Source organism: Patescibacteria group bacterium, from assembly GCA_041645165.1.
Taxonomy (GTDB): Bacteria; Patescibacteriota; Patescibacteriia; order 2-02-FULL-49-11; family 2-02-FULL-49-11; genus 2-02-FULL-49-11.
This window is the reverse complement of the sequence record JBAZQN010000021.1, coordinates 1-23,707: the sequence shown is the minus strand read 5'-3', so window position 1 is coordinate 23,707 and position 23,707 is coordinate 1. Positions and strand designations below refer to the sequence as shown.

At 46.6% G+C, this 23,707-nt stretch carries 13 protein-coding genes and 1 pseudogene; all 14 read right to left on the bottom strand.

The features are described 5' to 3' along the window. Positions 1-2,044: 2,044 nt before the first annotated feature. Positions 2,045-13,555, bottom strand: a complete 11,511-nt coding sequence (locus WC659_06665; protein ID MFA4873576.1) for a hypothetical protein — start codon at positions 13,553-13,555, stop codon at positions 2,045-2,047. A gap of 1,072 nt (positions 13,556-14,627) precedes the next feature. Continuing rightward, positions 14,628-14,981, bottom strand: coding sequence for an endonuclease domain-containing protein (locus tag WC659_06660; GenBank protein MFA4873575.1), 354 nt, complete (start codon positions 14,979-14,981; stop codon positions 14,628-14,630). Between the two features lie 179 nt (positions 14,982-15,160). After that, the gene (locus WC659_06655) at positions 15,161-17,248 is read right to left on the bottom strand and encodes an Asp-tRNA(Asn)/Glu-tRNA(Gln) amidotransferase subunit GatB (protein MFA4873574.1); all 2,088 of its coding nucleotides are present in this window, start codon (positions 17,246-17,248) and stop codon (positions 15,161-15,163) included. 473 nt (positions 17,249-17,721) lie between these two features. Beyond that, a complete protein-coding gene (locus WC659_06650; protein ID MFA4873573.1) occupies positions 17,722-18,126 on the bottom strand; it encodes a GxxExxY protein in 405 nt (134 codons plus the stop codon). 27 nt (positions 18,127-18,153) lie between these two features. Next, entirely contained in the window at positions 18,154-18,933 is a 780-nt protein-coding gene (locus tag WC659_06645) for a hypothetical protein (GenBank protein ID MFA4873572.1), read from the bottom strand. Between the two features lie 241 nt (positions 18,934-19,174). Continuing rightward, positions 19,175-19,918 (bottom strand): hypothetical protein, encoded by a 744-nt coding sequence (locus WC659_06640; GenBank protein MFA4873571.1) that lies wholly within the window; start codon positions 19,916-19,918, stop codon positions 19,175-19,177. A gap of 325 nt (positions 19,919-20,243) precedes the next feature. After that, positions 20,244-20,693 (bottom strand): dUTP diphosphatase, encoded by a 450-nt coding sequence (gene dut / locus WC659_06635; protein MFA4873570.1) that lies wholly within the window; start codon positions 20,691-20,693, stop codon positions 20,244-20,246. Positions 20,694-20,704: 11 nt separating this feature from the next. After that, complete coding sequence (locus WC659_06630; protein ID MFA4873569.1) at positions 20,705-21,139, bottom strand: GxxExxY protein; 435 nt, start codon at positions 21,137-21,139, stop codon at positions 20,705-20,707. A 10-nt stretch (positions 21,140-21,149) separates the two neighbouring features. Further along, positions 21,150-21,827 carry a 50S ribosomal protein L1 gene (gene rplA / locus WC659_06625; protein MFA4873568.1) on the bottom strand — a complete coding sequence of 226 codons (678 nt, stop codon included), beginning with the start codon at positions 21,825-21,827 and terminating at the stop codon, positions 21,150-21,152. A gap of 52 nt (positions 21,828-21,879) precedes the next feature. After that, a pseudogene (locus tag WC659_06620) lies at positions 21,880-22,071 on the bottom strand (four helix bundle protein). Between the two features lie 23 nt (positions 22,072-22,094). Next, positions 22,095-22,364, bottom strand: coding sequence for a GIY-YIG nuclease family protein (locus WC659_06615; GenBank protein ID MFA4873567.1), 270 nt, complete (start codon positions 22,362-22,364; stop codon positions 22,095-22,097). A 4-nt stretch (positions 22,365-22,368) separates the two neighbouring features. Next, positions 22,369-22,557 carry a hypothetical protein gene (locus WC659_06610; protein ID MFA4873566.1) on the bottom strand — a complete coding sequence of 63 codons (189 nt, stop codon included), beginning with the start codon at positions 22,555-22,557 and terminating at the stop codon, positions 22,369-22,371. A gap of 115 nt (positions 22,558-22,672) precedes the next feature. Continuing rightward, entirely contained in the window at positions 22,673-23,098 is a 426-nt protein-coding gene (rplK, locus tag WC659_06605) for a 50S ribosomal protein L11 (protein ID MFA4873565.1), read from the bottom strand. A 165-nt stretch (positions 23,099-23,263) separates the two neighbouring features. Then, entirely contained in the window at positions 23,264-23,584 is a 321-nt protein-coding gene (locus tag WC659_06600) for a GxxExxY protein (protein MFA4873564.1), read from the bottom strand. Positions 23,585-23,707 lie beyond the last annotated feature (123 nt).

Here is a 23,707-nt window from a genome sequence, read left to right as displayed (position 1 = left end):
TCACTCTTTTTAAATCCCCCTTAATCCCCCTTTACGAAAGGGGGAGGCGGGGGGGTTTAGGTGAGGGAGGATTTGGCCCCGTTAGATAGATCCGCATCTAACCCCGTTAAATAAAGCTTCGCTATCTAACGGGGTAAACGGGGTAAAGGGAGATGGCGTAGCGGGCGGCAGATACATTGTCGGCAATTATAAAAGAAGCGAAGATGGTGATAAAGAAAGTTGTTAGTAATAATATTTTTTTCATATTTTATAACTCACTCTTTTTAAATCCCCCTTAATCCCCCTTTACGAAAGGGGGAGGCGGGGGGGTTTAGGTGAGGGAGGATTTGGCCCCGTTAGATAGATCCGCATCTAACCCCGTTAAATAAAGCTTCGCTATCTAACGGGGTAAACGGGGTAAAGGGAGATGGCGTAGCGGGCGGCAGATACATTGTCGGCAATTATAAAAGAAGCGAAGATGGTGATAAAGAAAGTTGTAACTAATAATGTTTTTTTCATGTTTTTAACTCACTCTTTTTAAATCCCCCTTAATCCCCCTTTACGAAAGGGGGAAATTTGGGTGAGGGAGGGGATTGGGGGAGATGGCGTAGCGGGCGGCGTGAACATCTTGGGCAAATATAAAAACAACGATACTTATTAGAATCAAAAATATGGAATTAAGAATCAAGTATTTTTTCATAAATATTTTTATAACTCCCCCACCCTACTCCCTAGGCTTTCAGTGGCTAGGCCTTCGGTGGCTAGGCCTTCGGCCGCCATCCCGGCCGACAGCCTAGGGACCGCCATCCCGGCTTGCGGCCTAGGGACCGGGATCCCGGTCGCCGAAGGCGACCTAGGGACCTCCCCCTTAGGAAGAGGGAGGGAAATAGTACCGACAAAGAGAACAAGAGAGATTGTGAATAATAATATTTTTTTCATATTTTATAACTCACTCTTTTTAAATCCCCCTTAATCCCCTCACCGCCTTTGGCGGGACCCCGCCAGGGGGCGGTGGCTTTATGAAAGGGGGAAGTTTGGGAAAATTGGCAATTGACTGCTCCGCAAAACAATTGATACAATGGATTTGCTGTGGGCGGCGCATAGTGCTAACCCCGGATTATCACCCAGGGGTTGAGGGGTGCAATTCCCCTGCCGTCCATAGCATTTGAGTTATCCACAGGATGCTTGACAAAATTTGTGTATCTGCTATACTAATAATAGGTGATAATCCGGGTCAACAGCGCTATGCGCGACTCCCAAGGAATCCGTCATTTTGACGGATTTTTTTGTTTTTGAGCAGAGAATATCACTAATGGGCTCACTCCGCTCGCCCCACTAATAACTCTAATAATTTTAATTGTTTTTAGGCAGAGGATTTCGGGCAGAGGATTTCACGAATGGGCAATGCTCCGCGAATTGCGCGGATACTGTTTTCTGGATTGCCGCGTCCGCGGGAATGACATTGAAAGCGGCGATTTCTATCGAGGTTTAACCTCGATAGGTTTGAGGTTATCCCTCACCCCAACCCTCTCCCTTAGGAAGGGCGAGGGGGTGGTTACTGGATTCCCCGATTAAATCGGGGAATGACAGAGGGGGCGGGTATTAAGAGGGGGAATTTTGTTGTTTGATTTCGTAAATCCCTCTCTAACTCTCCCTTTATTAAAGGGAGAGAATTTTAAATCCCCCTTATTCCCCCTTTACGAAAGGGGGAAAATAGTTGTTCGATTTCTTAAATCCCCCTCCGTCTCCCCCTTTAATAAAGGGGGAATTTAGTTGTTCGGTCTGTTCGATTCCGGGAATCGAACAACCTGTTTTAAGGAATTGCGCGGGTTCCGGGAACCCGCAGACTTATTTCGTCTCTCGGTTATCGAAGCTCGCAGCCCGCAACTTTATTTCGTCTTTCGTTTATCGAAGCCCGCAGCTCGCAACCTTATTTCGTCTCTCGGCTGTCGAAGCTCGCAGCCCGTTTCGTCGTTCGTTTATCGTCTTTCGGTTTTTGACGATTAACGATTGACGATTTACGAAACGGGAAGCGACAGACGATAAACGTTTTACGAAAATTGTTTTAAATGGGCTCCGACCCCGACGTATCGTCGGGGGAGGTGCCTTCGGCAGGTTCTTCGGCGGCCCCGTTAGATAGTGAATCATCTAACGGGGTAAAGGGTGGGGTTATTTCTTCGGGCGGCGGAGTTATTTCTTCGGCAGGGGGAGGGAGAATTTCTTCAAGTGGTGGAATCACTTCTTCGGGCGGTGGGGTTGGTTCTTCAACCGGGGGAGGAGTTATTTCTTCGGCGGGGGGAGGTGGCGGGGTTGGCGGTTCGGGGTTGATGGTTGTAACCACGTTAATAATCCAATAATCAAATTTAACATCTGCCAGGGAGGGTTCGGCGAGGGAGAGTTCAAACCAGCCGGAGCCTTGCGACGAAATCCAGTAGGGGTAGCCGGGGTTGGAGCGGAAAGTGATGAAGATTTTGGACGCTGTTTTAATGTTAGGAGGTTGAACCTCCGCGGGAGGTTCAACCTCCCCAAATTCGGCGGGGTTTTCAATGTCTGGAGGTTGAACCTCCGCGGGAGGTTCAACCTCCCCAGATTTAACAGCGGGATTGGAAATAGTAACCGACTTTTGGCCGTAGGAGATGATGCCTTCGCCCACGGTGCGAACTTCTTCGGTTGTTTCAACTTGGTATTCGCGGGCGGTAACTTTTTCGGCCTTCACGTCTTTCATTACGAGCAGACCTTGGTCGTCTATCCACCATTGTTGCTCAGAACCAAAAGAGAGTCGCTTCAATCCCAAAAGGTTGCTGCACATCGCTGGTCCTTCGGACAACGCTGTGTCCCCCTGGGACACTACGCTGCTTCCTTCGGAAGACGCTGTAAAGCAAGAGAAATCATACCCGTCGCTCATAGCAAGCGTTCCGTCAGGTGTTTCTAACGCGTTTAGTTTTTTATTCAATTCCAAAATATAAACCGCGAGTTCTTCTAATCGGGCTTCGTGGGTGATTAATCTGCTGCCGACACCAAATCCGCCGGTATCTTCGGTCAAATCCGGCAAATGATGATTCTCTTGCAAATAGGCTTCGTAATTCTCTATTGATAAAAGTTCGTATCCCCTGTCATTTTCGCCGGTGAAATATTCGTCCAAGACATAACGGGCGTAACCTGTTACCGGGTAAGTTTCCCAAAAAGAGTAAGCTGAAACACTGCCGGCGAAAGTGGAAGTTCCCGAGCCGTTGCCAACGGTAATAGCGCCGGCGAAGGAGGAAGTTCCCGTAACATTGGGCGAAATCGTCGTCGTTGCCGCGCCGTTGCCAATCGCAAAGCCCAAATTGGTAATGTCATAAATAGTGAGTTTATTGCCCGGATTCGCGGTGCCAATGCCGACGTTGCCGTTGGTTATCGTCATATCCAGTCCCCCATCGGTTGTGTAAAAATCTATAGGACCATTTCCCGTACCAACAATCCTAGTATTATCGCCGACCCACCGAAGATATTGTCCCGAATCTAAAGTTATGTTGCCGCCACTCACCTGTATGCCGCCGCCACTCACCTGCAGTTTTGACTCCGGACTTGCCGTGCCGATGCCGACGTTGCCCGCGAAATAGGCGGAGTTGGAGCTGTTGGTGCTGGTGCCCACGGCGAATAATACTCCGCTTGCCGGGGTGGAAGTGCCCACGCCCACGCGCTGATTGGTTACTCCGCCCGCGCCGTCGGTAGTGCCGTAAAGAGTTAAAAGTTCGGTGTCATCCATCAAAGCCGAGTAGCTCATTACAATACTTGCGGTGGAAGTGGTAACCGGCATATTGGTCCAAGCGAGGATGCCGGCGTTGTCGTCAAAACTCAAATTTCCGGTTTCAAACGAAGGCATTTGAACGATGCCTTGGAAAGTGGAAGTGGCGGCGCCGCTTCCGAGCGTCGTCGTTGCCACGCCATCGCCCATACTCAAAGCGCCGGTGTAGTCAAAGTAGGCTTTTTCTACGGTGGCATTTCGTATGCTGACTAATTTTGAGCTTGCATTTGTGAGTGCGTTGGTGTTGTCAAGAATTACTCCGACTGCGGTTGCGCCGTTTGCAACTCTACCATACAGGTTTAGACTTCCTGCACTCAAAGACTGAATATAGTCTGTATAAAAAGACTCGTCTTGAAAGAATTGCCTTCTTATGCCGTTTGATGCTACGGACAGCACGCCGGAACTAGTCCAATAAAACCCCGTATCCGTATCCCCAGCGAAAGAGTAAGACGGACTCCCCGCCGTTCCCGCACCGACATAAGTTCCCGAGGCATTGAGGTTTCCGCTGAGATATTCCGTGCCTGAGGCGTAGATGTTGCGCCAAGGAACATTAAAAAGGCCAAGGTCGCGGGTGTTTGGTGTTGTCGGAACTACTGATGCTGTTATCTCTACATAGCCACCATATATTAACATAATGTCTGAACTGTTAGCAGCAAGATGTAGAACTCCAGCAGTATTATACATCCCCGTATCCGTATCCCCGGCGAAAGAATAACTCGGACTTCCTGCCGTTCCCGCCCCGACATAAGTGCCCGAGGCGTTGAGATTTCCAGAGAGATATTGTGTGCCAGAGGCGTAGATGTCTTTAAAAGCGCTGCCGTAAGCGCCGATGTCATAGTTATTGCCTGTGGCAGCATAAAGTTTAGTCGCAAAGGCAACTCCATTACCGCTAAGCCACATTTTTTCAGAACCACCGGTGGTAAACGCTAGATAATCTGCTAAAAGATTGTAAATTCCGGTATCCGTATCCCCAGCGAAAGAATAAGTCGGCGCGCCAGCGGTTCCCGCCCCGACATAAGTGCCCGAGGCATTTAAATTGCCGGAGAGATATTGTGTGCCAGAGGCGTAGATGTCTTTCCATGCCAAACCGTAATTACCCAAGCTTCGCTCGTTATTTGAACCAGGATAAAGGGCTCTATATGAAACATTCGCACTTCCCACGTAAAATCCGAGACTGCCATTTTGAGTAAAAAATAAAGTTCCCGCACTGTCATTGTACATCCCCGTATCTGGATCCCCTGCGAAAGAATAAGACGGACTTCCGACTGTCCCCGCCCCGACATAAGTGCCCGAGGCGTAAATCGTGCCAGAGGCGTAGATGTCTTTCCAAGCGGTGCCGTACATACCTAACCTTATTGTATTATTTCCCGAAGGACGGACGATGGAATTAAACGTTGAATATCCGCCACTATCAAATAGAACCAACTGAGATCCCGCTGCCGCGAGGTACAAACTTCCCACACCCCCCAAATACATTCCCGAACCTGTGTCTGCTACGAAAGAATAAGCGGGGGCGGAAACCGAGCCTTTGTTGGCGTAATATAAAGTAGAAGAAGTTGTGCCTTGAACGTCTAATTTAGTGAGTGGATTCGTGGTGCCGATGCCGACGTTGCCGGCACTTAATATTGTAATGGAAATTTTGTCCAAAACGGACGCATCGGAAGTTCTGAAATATATATTTCCACTAATATAATTATTATCCAAATATAATTCACCAGTATAATTCCTAATATAATTTGTACCAATATCCAAATAGTATAAACCGCTTTCTACCCTTGCTAAACCGTCATACACGTGCAATTTTACTGCCGGACTTGCTGTGCCAATTCCTACCCTTCCCGATGTCTGCTGAACTACCAAGGCATTATTGCCGACGATAAGAGCGTCGGCAAAGGTGGAAGTTGCCGTGCTCCCGCCTCCTATATATATACTTCCCGAGGCGTAGAAATCCTTGAACGCCTGTCCATACGTTCCGAGGTTAAACACGTTATTAGTTCCCGGATTTAGATTGCCATACCACGAGCCTGAAGCGTAGAAATTCCGCCACGCTGTTCCATAAGCGCCGAGATCGCGCTGATTATTTGTTGACGGCAGAAGAGACGAAGCGAATCTGCCGGTTAGAGTGATGGTGTCTGAGGTTGCGTCGCCCAAGGTGGTATTGCCGTAAACAGTCAGAGGACCGTCAAATAAAGCGGTGGAAGAGGACATTAAAAGACCGGTTGCCCAGAGAGTGGTGAACTTGCCGGTTCCGGCAGTTGACGCGCCGATGTTGATGCCGTCCCAAGTGGTGGTGGAAATGCCTCCGGTCGGAGTAAATAATCCGGTTGATTGCAAGGTGGTGAATTTGCCGGTTGAAGCGGTGGAAGCGCCGATTGACATTCCGTTTAAGGTTGTGGTTGCTTTTTCAATATAGTTTGAAGCGGTGATGGTATCAACAAGCATTGCATCGGTAATTGAGTCGTTGGGCAAAATCAAACCTCCGGCCACGGTCAGACCGCCGGTGGTATATAGATGAGAGGATTGAATGCCGCCGGTGAAAGTGGATGTTCCTGAACTGACAATGGTGTAACTTCCCGAACCGCCGTAGATGGTGCCGGAGGCGTAAATATTTCTCCAAGCGTTGGTGTAAGAACCGAGGTCAAAGACATTGTGGGTTCCGGCTTTCAGGTCGCCGTACCAAGAACCCGAAGCGTAGATGTTTTGCCAAGCCGTTCCATAAGCGCCGAGATCGCGCTGATTATTTGTTGACGGCAGAAGAGACGAAGCGAATCTGCCTGTGGCAGTAATGGTGTCTGTGGTGGCGTCTCCGAGAGTCGTGTTTCCGTAAATGGTCAGAGGGCCGTCAAATAAAGCGGTGGAAGAAGACATTAAAAGTCCGGTTGCCCATAAAGTGGTGAATTTGCCTGTTCCGGCAGTTGACGCGCCGATGTTGATGCCATCCCAGGTGGTGGTGGCAATGCCGCCGGTCGGAGTAAATAATCCTGTTGATTGCAAGGTGGTGAATTTGCCGGTTGAAGCGGTGGAAGCGCCGATGGCAATATTGTCTAAAGTGGAAGTGGTAATAGAAAGACCTGAAGTTACGCCGGCTGATGAGATGTCCCAGGTGTTGGAGTTGACGGTAAGACCATAACTTCCGCCGCCTAAGGTGATGGGGCCGACGAGGCTGACCGTGCCTGAAGCGGAAAGATTGTTGGCGTAAATTGTTCCGGAAGCGTAGATGTCTTTCCATGATTTGGAAAATGAGCCGATGTCGTAGGCGTTGTTGGAATCGGGAAGCAGAGCGCCGGAAAAAGTCGCGCCTGACATTGTTATCGTGCCAGAGGCATAAACATTGCCGGAATTGTCTATGTAAAATCTTGACGCGTCGCCTTTGCGCATTGTCAAAAGATTTCCGCTGTAAGTGGAAGAAGCGTTTAACAGCAAGTCGCCGTCAGAGCCGAGAATAAGGCGGTCGCTTGCGCCGTGAGAAAAATGGAGATAGCGGTCAAAGATGACTGTTGACGCCGGATTGATGGCAAAATAAGTTTTGTAAGTTGGATAAGTTGAGGAGGTTGAAAGCCATAAAGACGGGGCGCCAACCGCCGGGTCGTAAGAAAAATTAGCACGGCCAGTGGCTTGAACTGTGGCGTTTCCTCCGCCGACAATAAGGTTAGTGTTAAGATAGACATCCCCTCCGTCGGGGTGCATATATATATCCGCTCCAGAACCGGCGCTTGTTTCCATATACATATCCTTGCCGCCATAGACAAAACTGAACGAGTTGGCCGGGTTGGGGCCGACAATTTTCAAAGCGTAATTTGTGGTGGTGGCGTATCCCCTGCCTTGCTGTAAAGTTAAAATCGTGTTGTCGGAAGTTGAGGAGGAGTAAAAATAGTGAGAAGTTCCACCGGCGTAAATTGTGCCGGAGGAATAAATATCTTTAAAGGCCTGTCCATACGTTCCAAGGTTAAACACGTTATTAGTTCCCGGATTTAAGTTGCCATACCAGGAGCCGGAAGCGTAGATGTCTTTTATCGCTGTGCCGTAAGCGCCGATGTTAAAAGCATTATTTCCAGAAGGAAGCAAAGATAAAGCGCCGAGAGTAGAAGTCGCCGTGCCGTTGCCGATTGAAAGCGCGCCGGTGTAGTCAAAGTAGGCTTTTTCTACGGTGAAATTGCGGATGGAAATGAGTTTTGAGCCGGGGTCGGTTAGCGGGATAGCATTGTCAATCTTCACTCCGATTGCCGATGGCCCGCTTGCAATAGCTCCTGATAAAGTTAATGACGTGGAATCTATACTAGTTAAAACATTGCTTTGTATTCCAGATGAAGAGAAAGCAACCGTCATGGCGCCATTAGCGCTTACGCCAATTACATTAGGAAGATAATTAAAAAATCCCGTATTCGTATTGCCTTGAAAAGTGACGCTCGGCGCGCCCACGGTTCCCGCCCCAACATAAGTCCCCGAGGCGTTGAGATTACCGCTTAAATATTGCGTACCGGAGGCGTAAATGTCTTTCCAAGCCTTGCCGTAAGCGCCAAGGTCATAAGCGTTGTTTGCCCAAGGAGTGATTTGCGTGGTGGTGGCGCTTCCTAAAAACGCTGTTCCGGAGGCGTAGATGTTTTGCCAAGCCGTTCCGTAAGCGCCCAAGTCTCTTGCGTTGTTAGTTGAAGGCAAAAGAGAAGTGTTAAATCTGCCGGTTAGAGTGATGGTGTCTGAAGTCGCGTCGCCCAAGGTGGTATTGCCCCAAACGTTGAGGTTGCCACTTAAGTATTGGGTGCCTGAAGCGTAGAGGTCTTTCCAAGCCGTACCATAAGCGCCGATGTTGTAAAGATTGTTTGAGGAAGGAATTAAATTGCCGGAGATATTGCCGTTTAACGTGAGGGTGCCGGCTAAGGTGGAAGAAGCAGTGGAAAGACCGCCATCTTTGTCAAAATAGGCTTTTTCCGTTCCAGCGTTTCTGATTGAGAGAAGTTTGGCGTTGGTGAAATTGGTTAGAGTGTCAAAGAGAAAGACTGAATTGCCGGTGGTGTTTTCCGTGGCTGAAGAATACAAAGAGCCGGTGGCGGAGAATTGAATTTGAGGATAGGATGCTCTTGAGGTGATATAAAGACCGCCGTCGGCTGAGGCAAATGAAGCGCCATGAGTAAAGGTGGAAGTGGAAGGGCCAGAGATTGTGGCCAATCCAGCGCCGGTGCCGATATAAAGAGAGCCGGAGGCGTAAGCGTTCTTCCACGCCGAACCATAATTGCCGAAGTCATATTTATTATTGGAAAGAGGCAGAATGGCGCTGGCAAAAGTGGAAGTGGTGGTATCGCCGTTTAATGTAGTGAGCCCTGTTCCGTTTCCAAAACGTATTGTTCCCGAAGCATAAATATCTTTCCAAGCGTTGCCATACAATCCAAAATCGCGAGAATTATTAGCCGACGGATAAATCGTTCCTCCTGTTCCCGTCCACCCGTAAAGCGCTCCACCGAGATTCATAAAATTACTGGTGTCTGTGCTTGTAGCGTCAACATCATAGCCGATTAAAAGATTATTTGAGCCGGTCGTAATAAGATTCCCCGCCTGGTAGCCCAAAAAGACATTGTTCGCGCCGGAGGTGTTGGCAGCGCCGGCATAAGAACCTAAGAAGGAATTATTAGCGCCGATGTTGTTGAGGATGCCGGCATAAGAACCTATAAAGGAGTTATTGTCGCTGGTGGTGTTAGCGTTGCCGGCGAAAGAACCTAAGAAGGAGTTGTTAGCGCCGGTGGTGTTGACGGCACCGGCGGTATAACCTATGAAGGAGTTGTTAGCGCCGGTGGTGTTGAGTGCGCCAGCGCCAGCGCCTATAAAGGAGTTATTCGCGCCAGTGGTGTTGAGTGTGCCAGCGGTAAAACCTATAAAAGTATTGAAATCCGTTGAAGTGGCGTTTAACCCCGCTTGGTAGCCAATAAAAGTGTTAGATAATCCACCAGTCAAAACAGCGTTTCCGGCCTGATAGCCCACAAATGTTCCGAAATTGGTGGATGAAGCTTTAAGAATTGTCGCGCCGTCCATCTGGTATCCTTGCCCCGAGCCGGGGAGAGTAATCGTCCCCCCATACATTGTGCCTGAAGCGTAGAGGTCTTTCCAAGCCGTACCATAAGCGCCGATGTTGTAAAGATTGTTTGAGGAAGGGAGCAAATTGCCGGAGATATTACTATTTAAGGTAAGGGTGCCGGCTAGGGTGGAGGAAGCGGCAGAAAGACCGCCGTCTTTGTCAAAATAGGCTTTTTCCGTTCCAGCGTTTCTGATTGAAAGAAGTTTGGTATTGGTGAAATTGGTTAGAGTGTCAAAGAGAAAGACTGAATTGCCGGCGGTGTTTTCCGTGGCTGAAGAATAAAGAGAACCGGTGGCGGAGAATTGAATCTGCGGATAGGATGCTCTTGAGGTGATATAAAGCCCGCCGTCGGTTGAGGCGAAAGAGGCGCCGTGAGTCAGGGTGGAAGTTGAAGGGCCAGAAATCGTGGCCAGCCCAGCGCCAGTGCCGATATAAAGAGAACCGGAAGCGTAAGCATTCTTCCACGCCGAACCATAATTGCCGAAATCATAAATATTGTTAGAAAGAGGCAAAATGGCGCTGGCAAAAGTAGAAGTGGTCGTGTTGCCGTTTAAGGTGGTGAGTCCTATTCCATTTCCAAAACGTATCGTTCCCGAAGCATAAATATCTTTCCAAGCTGTTCCATAAGCGCCAATGTTCCAAGTATCGTTGGCGGAGGGGATTAAATTACCACCCATACCTAACCCGGAAACATTGCCATAAATTGTTCCGGAAGCGTAGATGTCTTTCCATGCCGAACCGTAATTGCCAAAGTCATATTTATTGTTGGTAAGAGGTAGAATGGCGCTGGCAAAAGTGGAAGTGGTCGTGTCGCCGTTTAAGGTGGTGAGTCCTATTCCATTTCCAAAACGTATTGTGCCGGAGGCGTAAATATCTTTCCACGCTTGTCCGTAAGTTCCTAAATCATAAGTATTGTTATCTGTGGCGTAGAGATGTTGGAAATAGGAGGTGGAAGAAGCTCCAATGCCTCCGGAGGGATTTACCCAGCCGAGGGCGGTTCCGCTTTCATTTTGCCATTCTATGAGATTGGCGGATTGGCCGGTGGCGCGGCGGAGAGCAATGCCTTTGTAAGCTGAATTGGCAGTGTCAATGGAGATGCGGGTGAGGCCGAAAGTGGTGGAAGTGCCGACGCGAAGGGCGGCGGTGGCGGTGGAAGTTGTTGAAGTGATGGTGTCGGCTAAAAGATTGACGAGATAAAAATTATTCCATCTTAACGATGCTGAGCCGAGGTCGTAGGTGTCGGTGGTTTTGGGAATGATTGAAGAGCCGGCGTAGCCGGTGAAAGTGATAGTGTCGGTGGTGGCGTTTCCCAAAGTGATGTTGCCGTTGAGGTTTGTTTCGCCGGTAACTGTCAGAACGCCGGAGAGGGAGGTGTCGGCGCCAACCGAGAGATTGCGGCCGATTGAGAAATCATAAGCCACGCCGCCAAAAGCGCCGGCTGTGACCGCGCCTTGCTGGGGGGCAGTGCCGGCCGAGGTAACATAGGTAATGGTGGGAGAGTAAGTGCCGGTTTGGATTCCCTTGACTACGGCGCCGGTAAAGTCAACCGTGCCTGTGATGCGAAGTTCGGGGGCGGTGAGGGCGCCTGACATCACAAGTTTCCCGCCCATTTCCAAGGAGCCGTCTTTTTTAATAGTGATAGCGCCAATTTTTAAATCGCCGTTTTCAATTTCAACCGGACCTTGGATGCGGAGTTTTTCCGCGCCGGAGGTGATGCCGCCTTTGAGGAGGCCTTTGACAGTGAGGTCGCGGTTGAGGATTGCCGAGTCAAGGTTTAACGCGGCGGCGATGAGGAGTTTGATGATGTCGTTTTGTTTTAAGGCGGTTGGTAGTTGTTGGTTGTTAGTTGGTGGTTGGTGGTTGGTGGTTGGTGGTTGTTGGTTGGTGGTTGGTGGTTGTTGGTTGGTGGTTGGTGGTTGTGCCGCAGATTGCGCGGATAAATCCCCCTCCGCCTCCCCCTTTGTTAAAGGGGGATTAAGCCCCGCCTCTTGCGGGGCAAGGGGGATTTCGGAGGGTTGTTCTCCCTCTGGGATCCCGTAGGATCCCAACGGGATCCGAGTGGATTTTGTAAATAATGCTACGATGGAATTTTTTATTGATGATGGGGCGGATTTTATTTTGCTAGATACGAATTTAAGCGAATCGGAAACTTTGTTGCTCGCGAATTTGAGCGAATTAGAAATTGATTCGTTTATATTAGTTGCGAATTCGGAGGAGAGATTACGCAGATGGCCAAGGCCCGCAGATGACACGGATGTTATTTTTTGGAGCCCACCCTTTAGGGTGGCAACTCCCGCCTGAAGGCGGGACTCCATTCCCCCGCCGACGAAGAGAACGGCGTTGCCGGTGGCGAGTTCGGCGCGTTGGATTGAATTTTCAATGCGTTGCGCCGCGTCGCGAAGTACCGCGAAAGTTGTACGCGAAGTACCGCGAACGGTTTCCCCCTCCCTACCCTCCCCCTTAGGAAGGGGGAGGGATGGGGTGGGGGTGACTCCCTCCCTTTCTACGAGGGGGAGGGATGGGGTGTCTCCCTGCGGGAGATCTCCCGAAGGGAGAGGGGTTGTTTCAGAGGTACTTACCTTGGTACTTACTTTTTCTTTAGCAGACCTAAAGGTCTGCGTTACACGCGACTTAAAAGTCGCGGCTACATTTTTAACTGATTCGCCAACCGTTGTAGCCGCAGCCTTTAGGCTGCGAGATGTTTTTTGAACGCCGTTGCTAATTGCGCCATTTAATTCTTCCGCAAATAATTTAGTTGCTCCAAAAACTTGCGAAGCGGTTTCTTTTGTTTTTTGAAAAAATGATTTGTTGTCAGTAGAAGCCGTGTTGACGCCGCTGCCTGTTGGCACAACGCCGGATGACGCCGGTTCCTCGTTGGACGGAGGAACGATTGCCAATTTCTGGATTCCTGCTTTCGCAGGAATGACATTATTTACCGAGGGAGACAAAGAAACTGAAGATACGAATTTAAGCGAATCTGAAAAGGCATTTTCTATTTTGTTAGTTACGAATTTAACCGAGCCCACTGATTTTGAGGCGAGATTGCGCAGATGGCTAACGCCCGCAGATGACGCAGATGTTATTTTGCTAAATACGAATTTGAGCGAATTAGAAATTGATTCGTTTATATTAGCTGCGGATTCGCTTATATTAGCGAGGGTATTTTCCGTTCCTTTTTTGATTCCGTCCACAAGCCCCCCCACCAATTGAACAAAACCGCCACTCAATTTAATGGTTTCTTTTTTGATTCTGTGTCCAAGCATTGAAACAGAATCACTTATTTCTTCAATTGGTGGGGGGGCAAGCATTGAGAAAGAATCGGCGCTAGCTTGCCAAATCCTTAGTGGCGCGCCGCGCGCGCTTGCGATTAATTTATCTACGGAGTTATTAATATTATTATTTATAATAATTAACGCGTCTGCTGTTCGTTCTAAAAATGAGGGAGAGGAAATTGTGACTGCTTGGAGTTCGTTGATTTCATATGCCGACGCTAACGCTGGTCTCTCCTCCTTCGCTAAAGCTACGGAGGACAAGCCGGGAGACGACGCTGTCCCGTCATCCGACGGGACTACGCTGTCCCGACCTTGGGTCGGGGACGCTGTAAATAAAATAAACGCAACAAAAATTATCGCGCTTAATTTAGTTAGTGTTTGAATATTAAAAAATTTTTTCACCACACCCTCCGTCGCCTTCCGGGCTATGGCGGACAAGGATTTATTTTTCACAAATTAATGTCTGGAGGTTGAACCTCCGCGGGAGGTTCAACCTCCCCAGATTAAGACAAATTGGTCTTGTGGCGTAGAAATTTTTATTTTTGTTTTTGGGCAGAGGATTTCGGGCAGAGGATATCACGAATGGGCTCACTCCGCTCGCCCCACTAATAACTCGAATAATTTTAATTGTTTTTTGGGCAGAGGATATCACGAATGGGCTGGTGCCCCTCTAATAACTCGAATAATTTTAATTGTTTTTGGGCAGAGGATATCACGAATGGGCTGGTGCCCCTCTAATAGCGCGAATAATTTTAATTGTTTTTTGGTAGAGGATATCACGAATGGGCTGGTGCCCCTCTAATAGCGCGAATAAATTTAATTGTTTTTTGGTAGAGGATATCACGAATGGGCTGGTGCCCCTCTAATAACTCGAATAATTTTAATTGTTTTTTGGCAGAGGATATCACGAATGGGCTGGTGCCCCTCTAATAACTCGAATAATTTTAATTGTTTTTGGGCAGAGGATATCACGAATGGGCTGGTGCCCCTCTAATAACTCGAATAATTTTAATTGTTTTTGGGCAGAGGATTTCGGGCAGAGGATATCACGAATGGGCTAACGCCCCACGAATGACACTAATTTTTAATGTATATATTATTGATATATAATACTTTATTATTATAACATTTTATGCAGAGGATTTCACGAATGGGCTGCGCCCCGCTAATAGCACGAATAAGGTATTTATTACAAATTGTTACTTTATTATTATAACATTTTATATGGCGCCATGGAAGTGTTTTCAAGGGCAAACTGTGGATAACTATTTACACGACAAAGCTTCCTTAAAAAACAAAAAAGAACGTGCCTAAATGACACGCTTTCTATTAGATGATATCTTAACACTGAACTCACTGAACATAACACCGAACCACACGGAAATTTTCCTTCCCCCTCCCTACCCTCCCCCTCCTCGGAGGAGGGGGAGGAGAGGTGGGGGTGGATTTCCCTCCCCTTTTTAAGGGGGAGGGAGAGGGTGAGGTGTCTCCCTGCGGGAGATCTCCCGAAGGGAGAGGGGAGGAACTAAGTTATTTTCTTTTTAATTTCGTCCGCAACCACCATTAACACGCCTTCCAAATTTCTCGTTATATCAGTATTCAAAAATCTTAAAACTTTTATTCCTTGACGAAACAAAATTTCATCTCTTAATTTATCTTTATTTTGATTTTCTAAATTTTCAAAATGGCTTTCACCATCTACTTCAATGCCCAACTTTGTTATTGGAGCGTAAAAATCTAAAATAAAATTTTCAATAACGAATTGGCGTCGAAATTTGACGCCAAGTTGCTCGTTGCGAATTGCGCGCCAGAGAACCCTCTCCGGCATCGTCATATTTTGTCTAAGTTCTCTTTGAAAATCTTTAAGGTGGGTTTGCATATTTCATCCCCCTCCCTACCCTCCCCCTTAGGAAGGGGGAGGAGGGGTGGGGGTGGGTTCGGTGTTGTAAAGTTTCTCCCCCTCCCCGCCTGCAACGCTTTGCATAGCATTGCGGGCAGGCCTACCCTCCCCCTTAGGAAGGGGGAGGGATGGGGTGGGGGTGGTTCAGTGATTGAAAATTACTTCAAATATTTTTCTAAAATCTTTCTCACCACTTTGGCGTCGGCGCGGCCTTCGGTTTCTTTTAAAGTTACACCGATCAAAAACTGAAGCAGTTGAAGTTTGCCGGATTTGTAATCAGCGACTTGTTTGGGATTATTTTTTATTACGCTTTGAATTATTTCAACAAGGCGTTCTTCGTCGTCCATTTTTCCAAGCCGTTTTTCTTCCATAATTTGGCTTGGGTCGCCGCCGGATAAAAGCATTTCTTCCAAAACTACAAGCGCGGAAGAAGACGAAAGTTGATTTTGGTAAATTAAAGTTAAAAACTCGGCAAAATTTTCGGGCGAAATCCCCCTTGCCCCGCCAGAGGCGGGGCTTAATCCCCTCACCGCCTTTGGCGGGACCCCGCCAGGGGCGGTGGCTTTATCAAAGGGGGTTAAATCCCCCTTAGTCCCCCTTTTTAAAAGGGGGAAAGTGGGGGATTTAATTTTATGCTTTTCCATCAAGCCGAAAAGTTTGGTGATAAGCCATGTTGAAACGAGGCGGGATATTTTTTGTTGAATAGGATTAATAAGTCCGATAGGTCCAGTAGGACCGATAGGACTAATGGGATTAATGGGACTAATGGGATTAATGGGACTGATGAGACTGATGGGAATCTCGGCGTCGGGTTGCGACTTTAGCCACTCGTATAACTCCGACATTACTTTTTCAGTATAATCGGCGAGATAAATATCGTCGGTTAAAATTCTGGCGTCGGCGGGGGCGAAACCGTATTCATCAGCGAATCTTTGGCGTTTGGCGATGGGTAATTCGGGAATTGTAGAAGCCAATTTTACGCCATCACTACGCCATTTTACGCCAGAAATCCCCCTTAATCCCCCTTTGATAAAGGGGGAGGCGGAGGGGGATTTTATCCTCGCGGTGATTTCAATTAAATTTAACGGCGGAATATCCGGTTCGGGAAAATATCGGTAATCGCTTGAGCCCTCTTTTGTCCGCTGTTCTTCGGTGATTCCTCGCGCGTCATTCCAACCGCGAGTAGTCTCTGCTGACGGAGGTTTTCCTTCATTAAAAAGTTTTGTTTGCCGCGCTATCTCATACTCAAGGGCTCGTTCAACTGACTTAAACGAGTTGAGATTTTTTATCTCTGTCTTTGGATTAAGCCGCCATTCTACGCCATCACTACGCCAATTTACGCCATGGCGTTCCGTGGCGTTGTTATGGCGTTCTGTGGCTTCTATTAACGAAATGTTGGCATCACACCTAAGGTGCCCTTTTTCCATATCTGCCGAGGAAACGCCGAGATATCGCATTATAAGACGAAGTTCTTGTAAAAATATTTTTGCTTCTTGAGGGGACCTTATTTCCGGCTCTGTTACTATCTCCAACAACGGAGTTCCTGACCTGTTAAAATCAATGTATGACGAGGATTTCACTAATGGGCTCTCTTCGTTCGCCCCACGAATGACACTAATCCCTAGGCGCCCCGCGGGCGCCGGGATGGCGGCCGCCTTCGGCGGCTTAGCCATATTCGTGAGATTAGCGGGGCAAGGCCCATTCGTGTCATCCTGTTTATGAATCAGTTTAGCAGCATCTTCTTCGAGGTGGACGCGGGTAATGCGGATGCGAGTAGATTTTAGAATCATTTCGGTTGTCGTTTGTCGTCTGTCGCTGCCCGTTTCGTTGTTCGTTTGTTGTTTGTCGTAAGTTAACGAATGACGACAACCGTTAGCCGAAACGGGTTGCGATAAACGATAAACGTTTGACGTTAAATGGGTTATGTCAAGGTATCCCTCCACCCCAATTGGTTTATCAAACTGTGATATTTGATAACCCTTTGGCAAATCCGGATAAAAATAATTTTTCCTGTCGAATTTTGAAAAATCCAAAATTTGGCAATTTAAAGATAGCGCCGCTAAAACGGCGTATTCAATCGCCTGCGAATTTGGCACAGGCAAAACTCCCGGATGACCCATACAGACGGGACAGACTGTGGTGTTGGGAGATTTGTCCTCGCCGGTGTTGTCGCAAGCGCAGAACATTTTTGATTTTGTTTTTAATTGAACGTGGATTTCTAAACCAATAATAGGTACATACTGCATAACAAAATATAAAATTTATCATGAAAATAATTGCCAAAACAGTCGTTTTATCGCGAAACCACGCCCCCACACCAATTCTATCCTAATTATATATATTGCCTGAGCCCGGTCGAAGGCTTTTCCAAGACCCTTCGACTCCGCTACGCTTCGCTCAGGGAATAAAAAGGTTTTGATGGAATTGGTGTGGGGGCACGCGAAACATGACGCGAAACTACGCGAAAGTTTTCCACCCCCTCCCTACTCCCTAGGCGGCTTCGCCGCCGGGATCCCGGTCGCAGGGCGACCTAGGGACCTCCCCCTCCTCCGAGGAGGGGGAGGAGAGGTGGGGGTGGAACCCTCATCCCTTTCTACGAGGGGGAGGAGAGGTGGGGGTGGAACCCTCATCCCTTTCTACGAGGGGGAGGAGAGGTGTCTCCCTGCGGGAGATCTCCCGAAGGGAGAGGGGTGGGTTTTGCGTTGTTTTGCGTTTTAGTTTAGCATTGTTTAGCGCTTGTTCGAGCGGTGTCATAAACACGACGGATAAATTCAACTCCGCCCGGCTTACCGAAATTAACCAGATAACCAACCTTGTAATTGGAACTTTTCAGATAGTGCCAAAATTGAGAAATGTCGCTTTTTAAAAGTATTGGTTTACACTTGATTTCTATTACTATTAAATCGTTCACTGTCGCATCCGGAATATAAGTGCCGACTTTTTTACCCTGATAATAAATGTCTATTCTTTTATTTTTATCTACTTTTAGACCGCGGTTTATAAGATTTTCTATTAAGGCATTGTGACAAACTGACTCTTTGTGGGCGTTTCGAAAGGTCTTGTACACGTCGTAAAATGCGCCTTGGATTTGATACGAGAGTTCTTTGTGTAAGATTTCTGGCATAATTTTCGCGTTGTTTTGCGTTTTGGTTTAGCGTTGTTTAGCGCTTGTCTGCAAGTCTCGGAAAAGTATCACCATTGTAATAATCAAAAACGGAATAAATACGGCTTCGATGTAATTTGCGCCGATAATTTTTAAGCCTTCCAAAAGATAAACCGCCCACTTGTCAAAAGTTCCGCCCGCGTATTTTACCACAATATCAATTAAATTCAAAAAAATCATATTAACCGCCCAGCCGAACATTGACCATATTAACGACGGAAAAATAATCCGCGCCGCAATTCCCCAAAATTTTCCTTTAGTCAGTTCTTTGCTTTTTTTAAGCGACTCCTTTATCCCCATTTTTTCCAAGATGACATAATAAATCGCGAAGGCAAACCAAATGCTGAAAATTAAACCCGGCACGATAAGCAAAATAAATCCGCCGATTTGAATCAGGCCAACGACTAAGGCGATTAAAAGCACGTTAAACCACAAACCCCAGGCCTTGCCGAGCGCTGTTTTTAAATCCCCCTTTCCGCCCAAGGCGGATCCGCCTCTGGCGGAAATCCCCCTTTGATAAAGGGGGAAAGAGGGGGATTTTTGGGGGAGGGGTGGGGTGTCTCCCTCCGGGAGATCTCCCGAAGGGAGAAGGGATAAGGAAATCTGCTTGTCGGCCATTTCAATCAAAACTATGGTGATAAAAATAGTTAAAATAAAAACCAGCAAATTAATAAAAAACGAGAGGATATTTCCGACAAATGGCGTAACACTAAGAAAACCGCCCAAAACTTCAAGCGCCATGGCCGGAATCGCGCAAAGAAAAATCAAAAAACTTAGTTTTAAATAAGTTTTAAAATTCTTATTATATAATGTCCATGTGTTGGAGATGAGATTGGTTAGTGACAACATAAATTTCACTTAATCACTGAACTCACGGAACTGGACACTGAACTACACTGAAGTTTCTCCCCCTCCCTACCCTCCCCCTCCTCGGAGGAGGGGGAGGAGAGGTGGGAGTGGTTTCTGTGTTGTTCCGTGTTATGTTCGGTGGGTTCCGTGACAAAAAAGTTTATTTATATACGTACTGTTTTAAAATTTCTACCGCCCCCTTAATCATTTGTTGCGGGGGCAATGAGGCATCCAAATAAAGAACCTTGCTTCCGTATCGCGACATTAAACTCTTAAACCAGCCTGATTTGAATCGTTTATAAATTTTTTTCTGAAAAGAGAGGCGTTCAAAGATGGCCTGGTCTTTTTTTTCAGCGCGCAAAGCCAGGCGTTCCATGGCGCGCTGGGGCGTTATGTCGGCGACAAGAAGAATGTCAGGCGCCCAATGAAGGGCGAGCGAATTGCCTTCAAGACGCAAAAGTTCGCCCAGCGGCATTTTTCCGTTTTGAACCGGCTGGTAAATAAGCGAGGTGGTAACTCCCCTGTCTTGAACCACTATTTTCCCGACTTTTAGCGCCGGGATAATGACGCGGCGATACAAAATGGCGCGATCAATTGAAAACGCCTGGGCGGTAAGACGCGCGGAATATTTTTCCGCCGAATGGTCGTGGATTAATTCCCGCCTAATCGCCTCGCCGGCCCAGACCGAAGACGGTTCCGCCGAAAGAATAACATCGGCTTCCAATACTTCGTGAAGTTCGGGATAAGTTTTGTGTTTTTTCCAATATTTTTTTAAATCAAAAATTTTTAAATTATTTTTTTTAAAATAGTCGGCGATGCCGCCAACGATGGTGCTTTTGCCCGAGCCGTCAAGACCGTCGAGCATTATAAACATTCCATTGTACTTGTTTCTGTTTTTTGGCATATGTTTAAATATAAATTCATTATAACACAATGAACAAAATAAAAAAGGTGCCTCTCTTTGAGTACCTTTTTAACACCGAACCCACTTAATTTACCCCGTTAGATGGAAATCGCTTATCGAAAGGTGTGGCCACGCCCGCCTAAAGGCGGGACTCCGGGGAGTCTTATCTAACGGGGCAAGCACTGAACCACACGGAATCGTCGTCTTTCGTTTATCGAAGCCCGCAGCCCGTTTCGTTTATGGTCTATCGTCTTTCGTAAAAAACTGACGACAAACGGCAGACGATTTACGAAACGGGCGGCGACAGACGATAAACGTTTAACTCTTAAAATTCGCCTGTTGACCCGAATCCGCCGCGGGAATTGCCCGCTGATTTTTCTGACACTGATGACACTGATTCTAATAATTCCGCTTTTTCTATTTTGACCAAAATCCCTTGCGCCAAACGCTCACCTCTTTTTATCACAACATCATGGCCGGTAATATTTAAAAGCTGGAGCATTGCCTCGTCTTTGGGCCCGCAATAATCTTGGTCTAAAATTCCAACGCTATTCGCCAGAACCAAACCTTTTTTAAGCGGCAACGAGCTACGCGAAGCAATCAAAAACATAAAACCCTCGGGAACTTCAATGATGATATTTGTCGGTATTAATTTTATTTCCCGCGATTTGATAATCGCGTCTTCGCGCGCGTATAAATCAAAAGCGACGGAGCCACTCGTCTGATAAGCGGGCATGGGCAGTGTTGGATCGACGAGATGAATATTTACTTTCATATAGAAATTGATTACGCAGATGCGCTGTCGCGCCGCTGATTGCGCAGATTAGTTAAAACGACGCGTTTAATTTCCAACGGTCGTTTGCGAAAATTGACTAAAAATCCTACAGGTTTTCCGGTGGCTTCTAAATAACGAATCATTTGTTGCGTGTGTTCTGAAGTAAGCCAATCTGTTGTTTTTGCTTCTAATACTATTAAGTCCGCAATTAAAAAATCGAGCTTAAAGGCGCCCAAAAATTCTCCTTTGTAAAACACTTTAACGGGCACTTGTTCTTTAAAAGGAATTCCATTCTGTTTAAACAATGACGCAACGCCTCTGCAATAATGTTTTTCCTGGAATTTTGTTCCTAAATCATTTTGAACTTGAAAAAGTATGCCCCTGATTTTGTAGGTCAACTCTTTTAAAGGGAAATTTTTATCTGCGCAATCTGCGGGCATAGCCATCTGCGCAATCTTATATGGTAATTTTTATTGAAGGTCCCATCGTTGCCACCAAAACCGCGTTTCTAATGTAATTGCCTTTTGAAGTCGCGGGTTTTGCTTTTTTAACCGCCACTGCGAGAATTTTAAGATTTTCCAAAAGCTTGTCCTTGTCCATGGAAACTTTGCCGAACATCAAATGAACATTGCCCTTGTCGTCATTTTTAAAATCAATTTTCCCGGCCTTTTGCTCTGTAATCATTTTTTTGATGTTTGGGCCAACGGTGTCGGTTTTTGGATTCGGCATCAAACCTCTGGGACCGAGAATTTTTGCCACCTTGGCAAGCTTGGGCATCATATCCGGAGTGGCAATGGCCACGTCAAAATCGCATTTTTTTGATTCAGCAATCTCCTTTATCAATTCCTCGCCTCCAACAATGTCGGCGCCGGCTTCTTTGGCCTCTTTTTCTTTGTCGGCGGGGACAAAAGCAACAACTTTTTTACTTTTGCCGAAACTGTGCGGCAATACCGCGCTGCCGCGCACAAGCTGTTCGCCTTTTGTCGGGTCTATGCCTAAACGGAAATGCAGCTCCAAGGTCGCATCGAACCTTACATTCGAGGTCTGCTTCGCAAGAGCAATTGCCTCTTCGGGAGCATAGATTTTATTCTTATCAATTAATGATAGAGATTTGAGATACTTTTTACCATGCATAATAGTTTATTTCTTATTTTCTATTTCTTATTTCCTATTTATTTCTTATTTTCTATTTCTTATTTTTTAAACTGCCTATAATCTTTGAAAACAATTTTGCGTATCCGTGCGTCTCTTCCCACAATTTGCGGCATTCATCTTTTACCGATTCGTCTGCTCTGGCAAGCATTCTAAGCCAGTGTTTAGTTTCCATCGTCTCTTTCTTACAAATAAAAATTTTGTTTTGAAAATCTTTTTTGGAAGAAGCGCCATTTGCCTTTTACCCCGTTAGATATTTACTATCTCACGGGGCAAGTAGTTCCTCAAACGGTTCTTAATGTAACGTTTGCCCCAAGATGATTTAAGGTACCTTTCTCTCTTTATTGCATCATTTTTATTCAAACAAGCTTCGTAGTAAACTAATTTCAAGGGTCTTCTTTTTTGGGTTGAAGGAACCAAACCTTTGTTATGTTTTTCGACTCTGACCTTCAAATCTGGTGTAGAGCCGACATAGAAAAATTTATCTTTCAAACTTTGTAAAACATACACATAGTACATCATATTATCTAACGGGGCAGGTATAATTTGCGCCCATTGATGTTCCCGACCTTATGAGTTGGCTTAAAATTGGAATTGTCACCACATTTTTGGGCGTCTTCTTGGCTAAATCAATTATTTTTTCTCCATATTGTTCCAATCTTTCTTCTAAATCGCTAGCTTTTGTTTTTTGAAAGTCGCCCTCGGTGGTCATAGTGGTTATAAATATTTAAATCCCTAAGTCGCCTTGCGACCGGGATCCCGGCCTGAAAGGCCTAGGGATAGGAAATAAAAAAATAATTAGGAAATAGAAAATGGGAAATAGGAAATTAATCAACTATCTCCAACCCCATCTGTTTGGCAGTTCCTTCTATCATTTTCATCGCCGATTCAACATTGTCGGCGTTAAGGTCGGGCATTTTTCTTTCGGCAATTTCCCGAATCGCCTTCCGGCTGACCTTGCCGACTTTTTCCCGCAAAGGCTTGCCCGAGCCCTTTTCTATGCCGGCCGCTTTTTTTAAGAGCTCGGCTGCCGGCGGGGTTTTTAAAACAAATGAGTAAGTTCTGTCTTCATAAACAGTGATGACAACCGGCGTAAGGTCGCCAGCCATACTTTTTGTTTTTTCGTTAAAACGGCTGCAAAATTCGGCGATATTAAGGCCGTGCTGGCCCAACGCCGGACCAACGGGAGGCGCCGGGTTAGCTTTGCCTGCCGGAATCTGCAATTTTATATATGTTTTTACTTTCTTGGCCATAACATGTAAATAGAAGCCGAACCACGCCGCTTGTCCCCCCCCTTTGGCGGGGACAACTACGCCGAATGACGCCGAGTTTCTTGTTTCTCGCGCGCTTTGTCGTAGACACGACGTTGGATTTCTAACTTCTCAGAGCCGAAATTAATCAAAAGGCCGACTTTGTAATCAGACCCTTTTAAGATATAACCAAAATTGTCTTTCGTCTTCTTTGGTTAAATACGGCTTGCATTTTAATTCTATTAAAATTTTATCGTCAATGATTTTGTCGGGAACATAAGTTCCCACTTTTTGGCTTTGAAAATAGATATCAATTCTTTTTTGACTGTCAACCTTAAGACCCCTGTTTTCTAAAGCGATGTTCAAGGAGCAATCAATAATTTTTTCTTTAAAAGCCCCTCCGAATTGATTCCAAACTTCGTAACAAGCGTCGCGGATTAATTTTGTTTCTGCTTCGTAAAGCAACTCGGCATTTTTATTAACCGGCATAGTGTAACTCAAACCTTTAGGTTTGATGTTTTTCAGGTCTAAAGACCTGAGCTACCCGCAATGACAGAATAATAAATAACGGCGTTAAAACGGCGTTGGCGGAAGCGCGGCGTTCATCCCGAC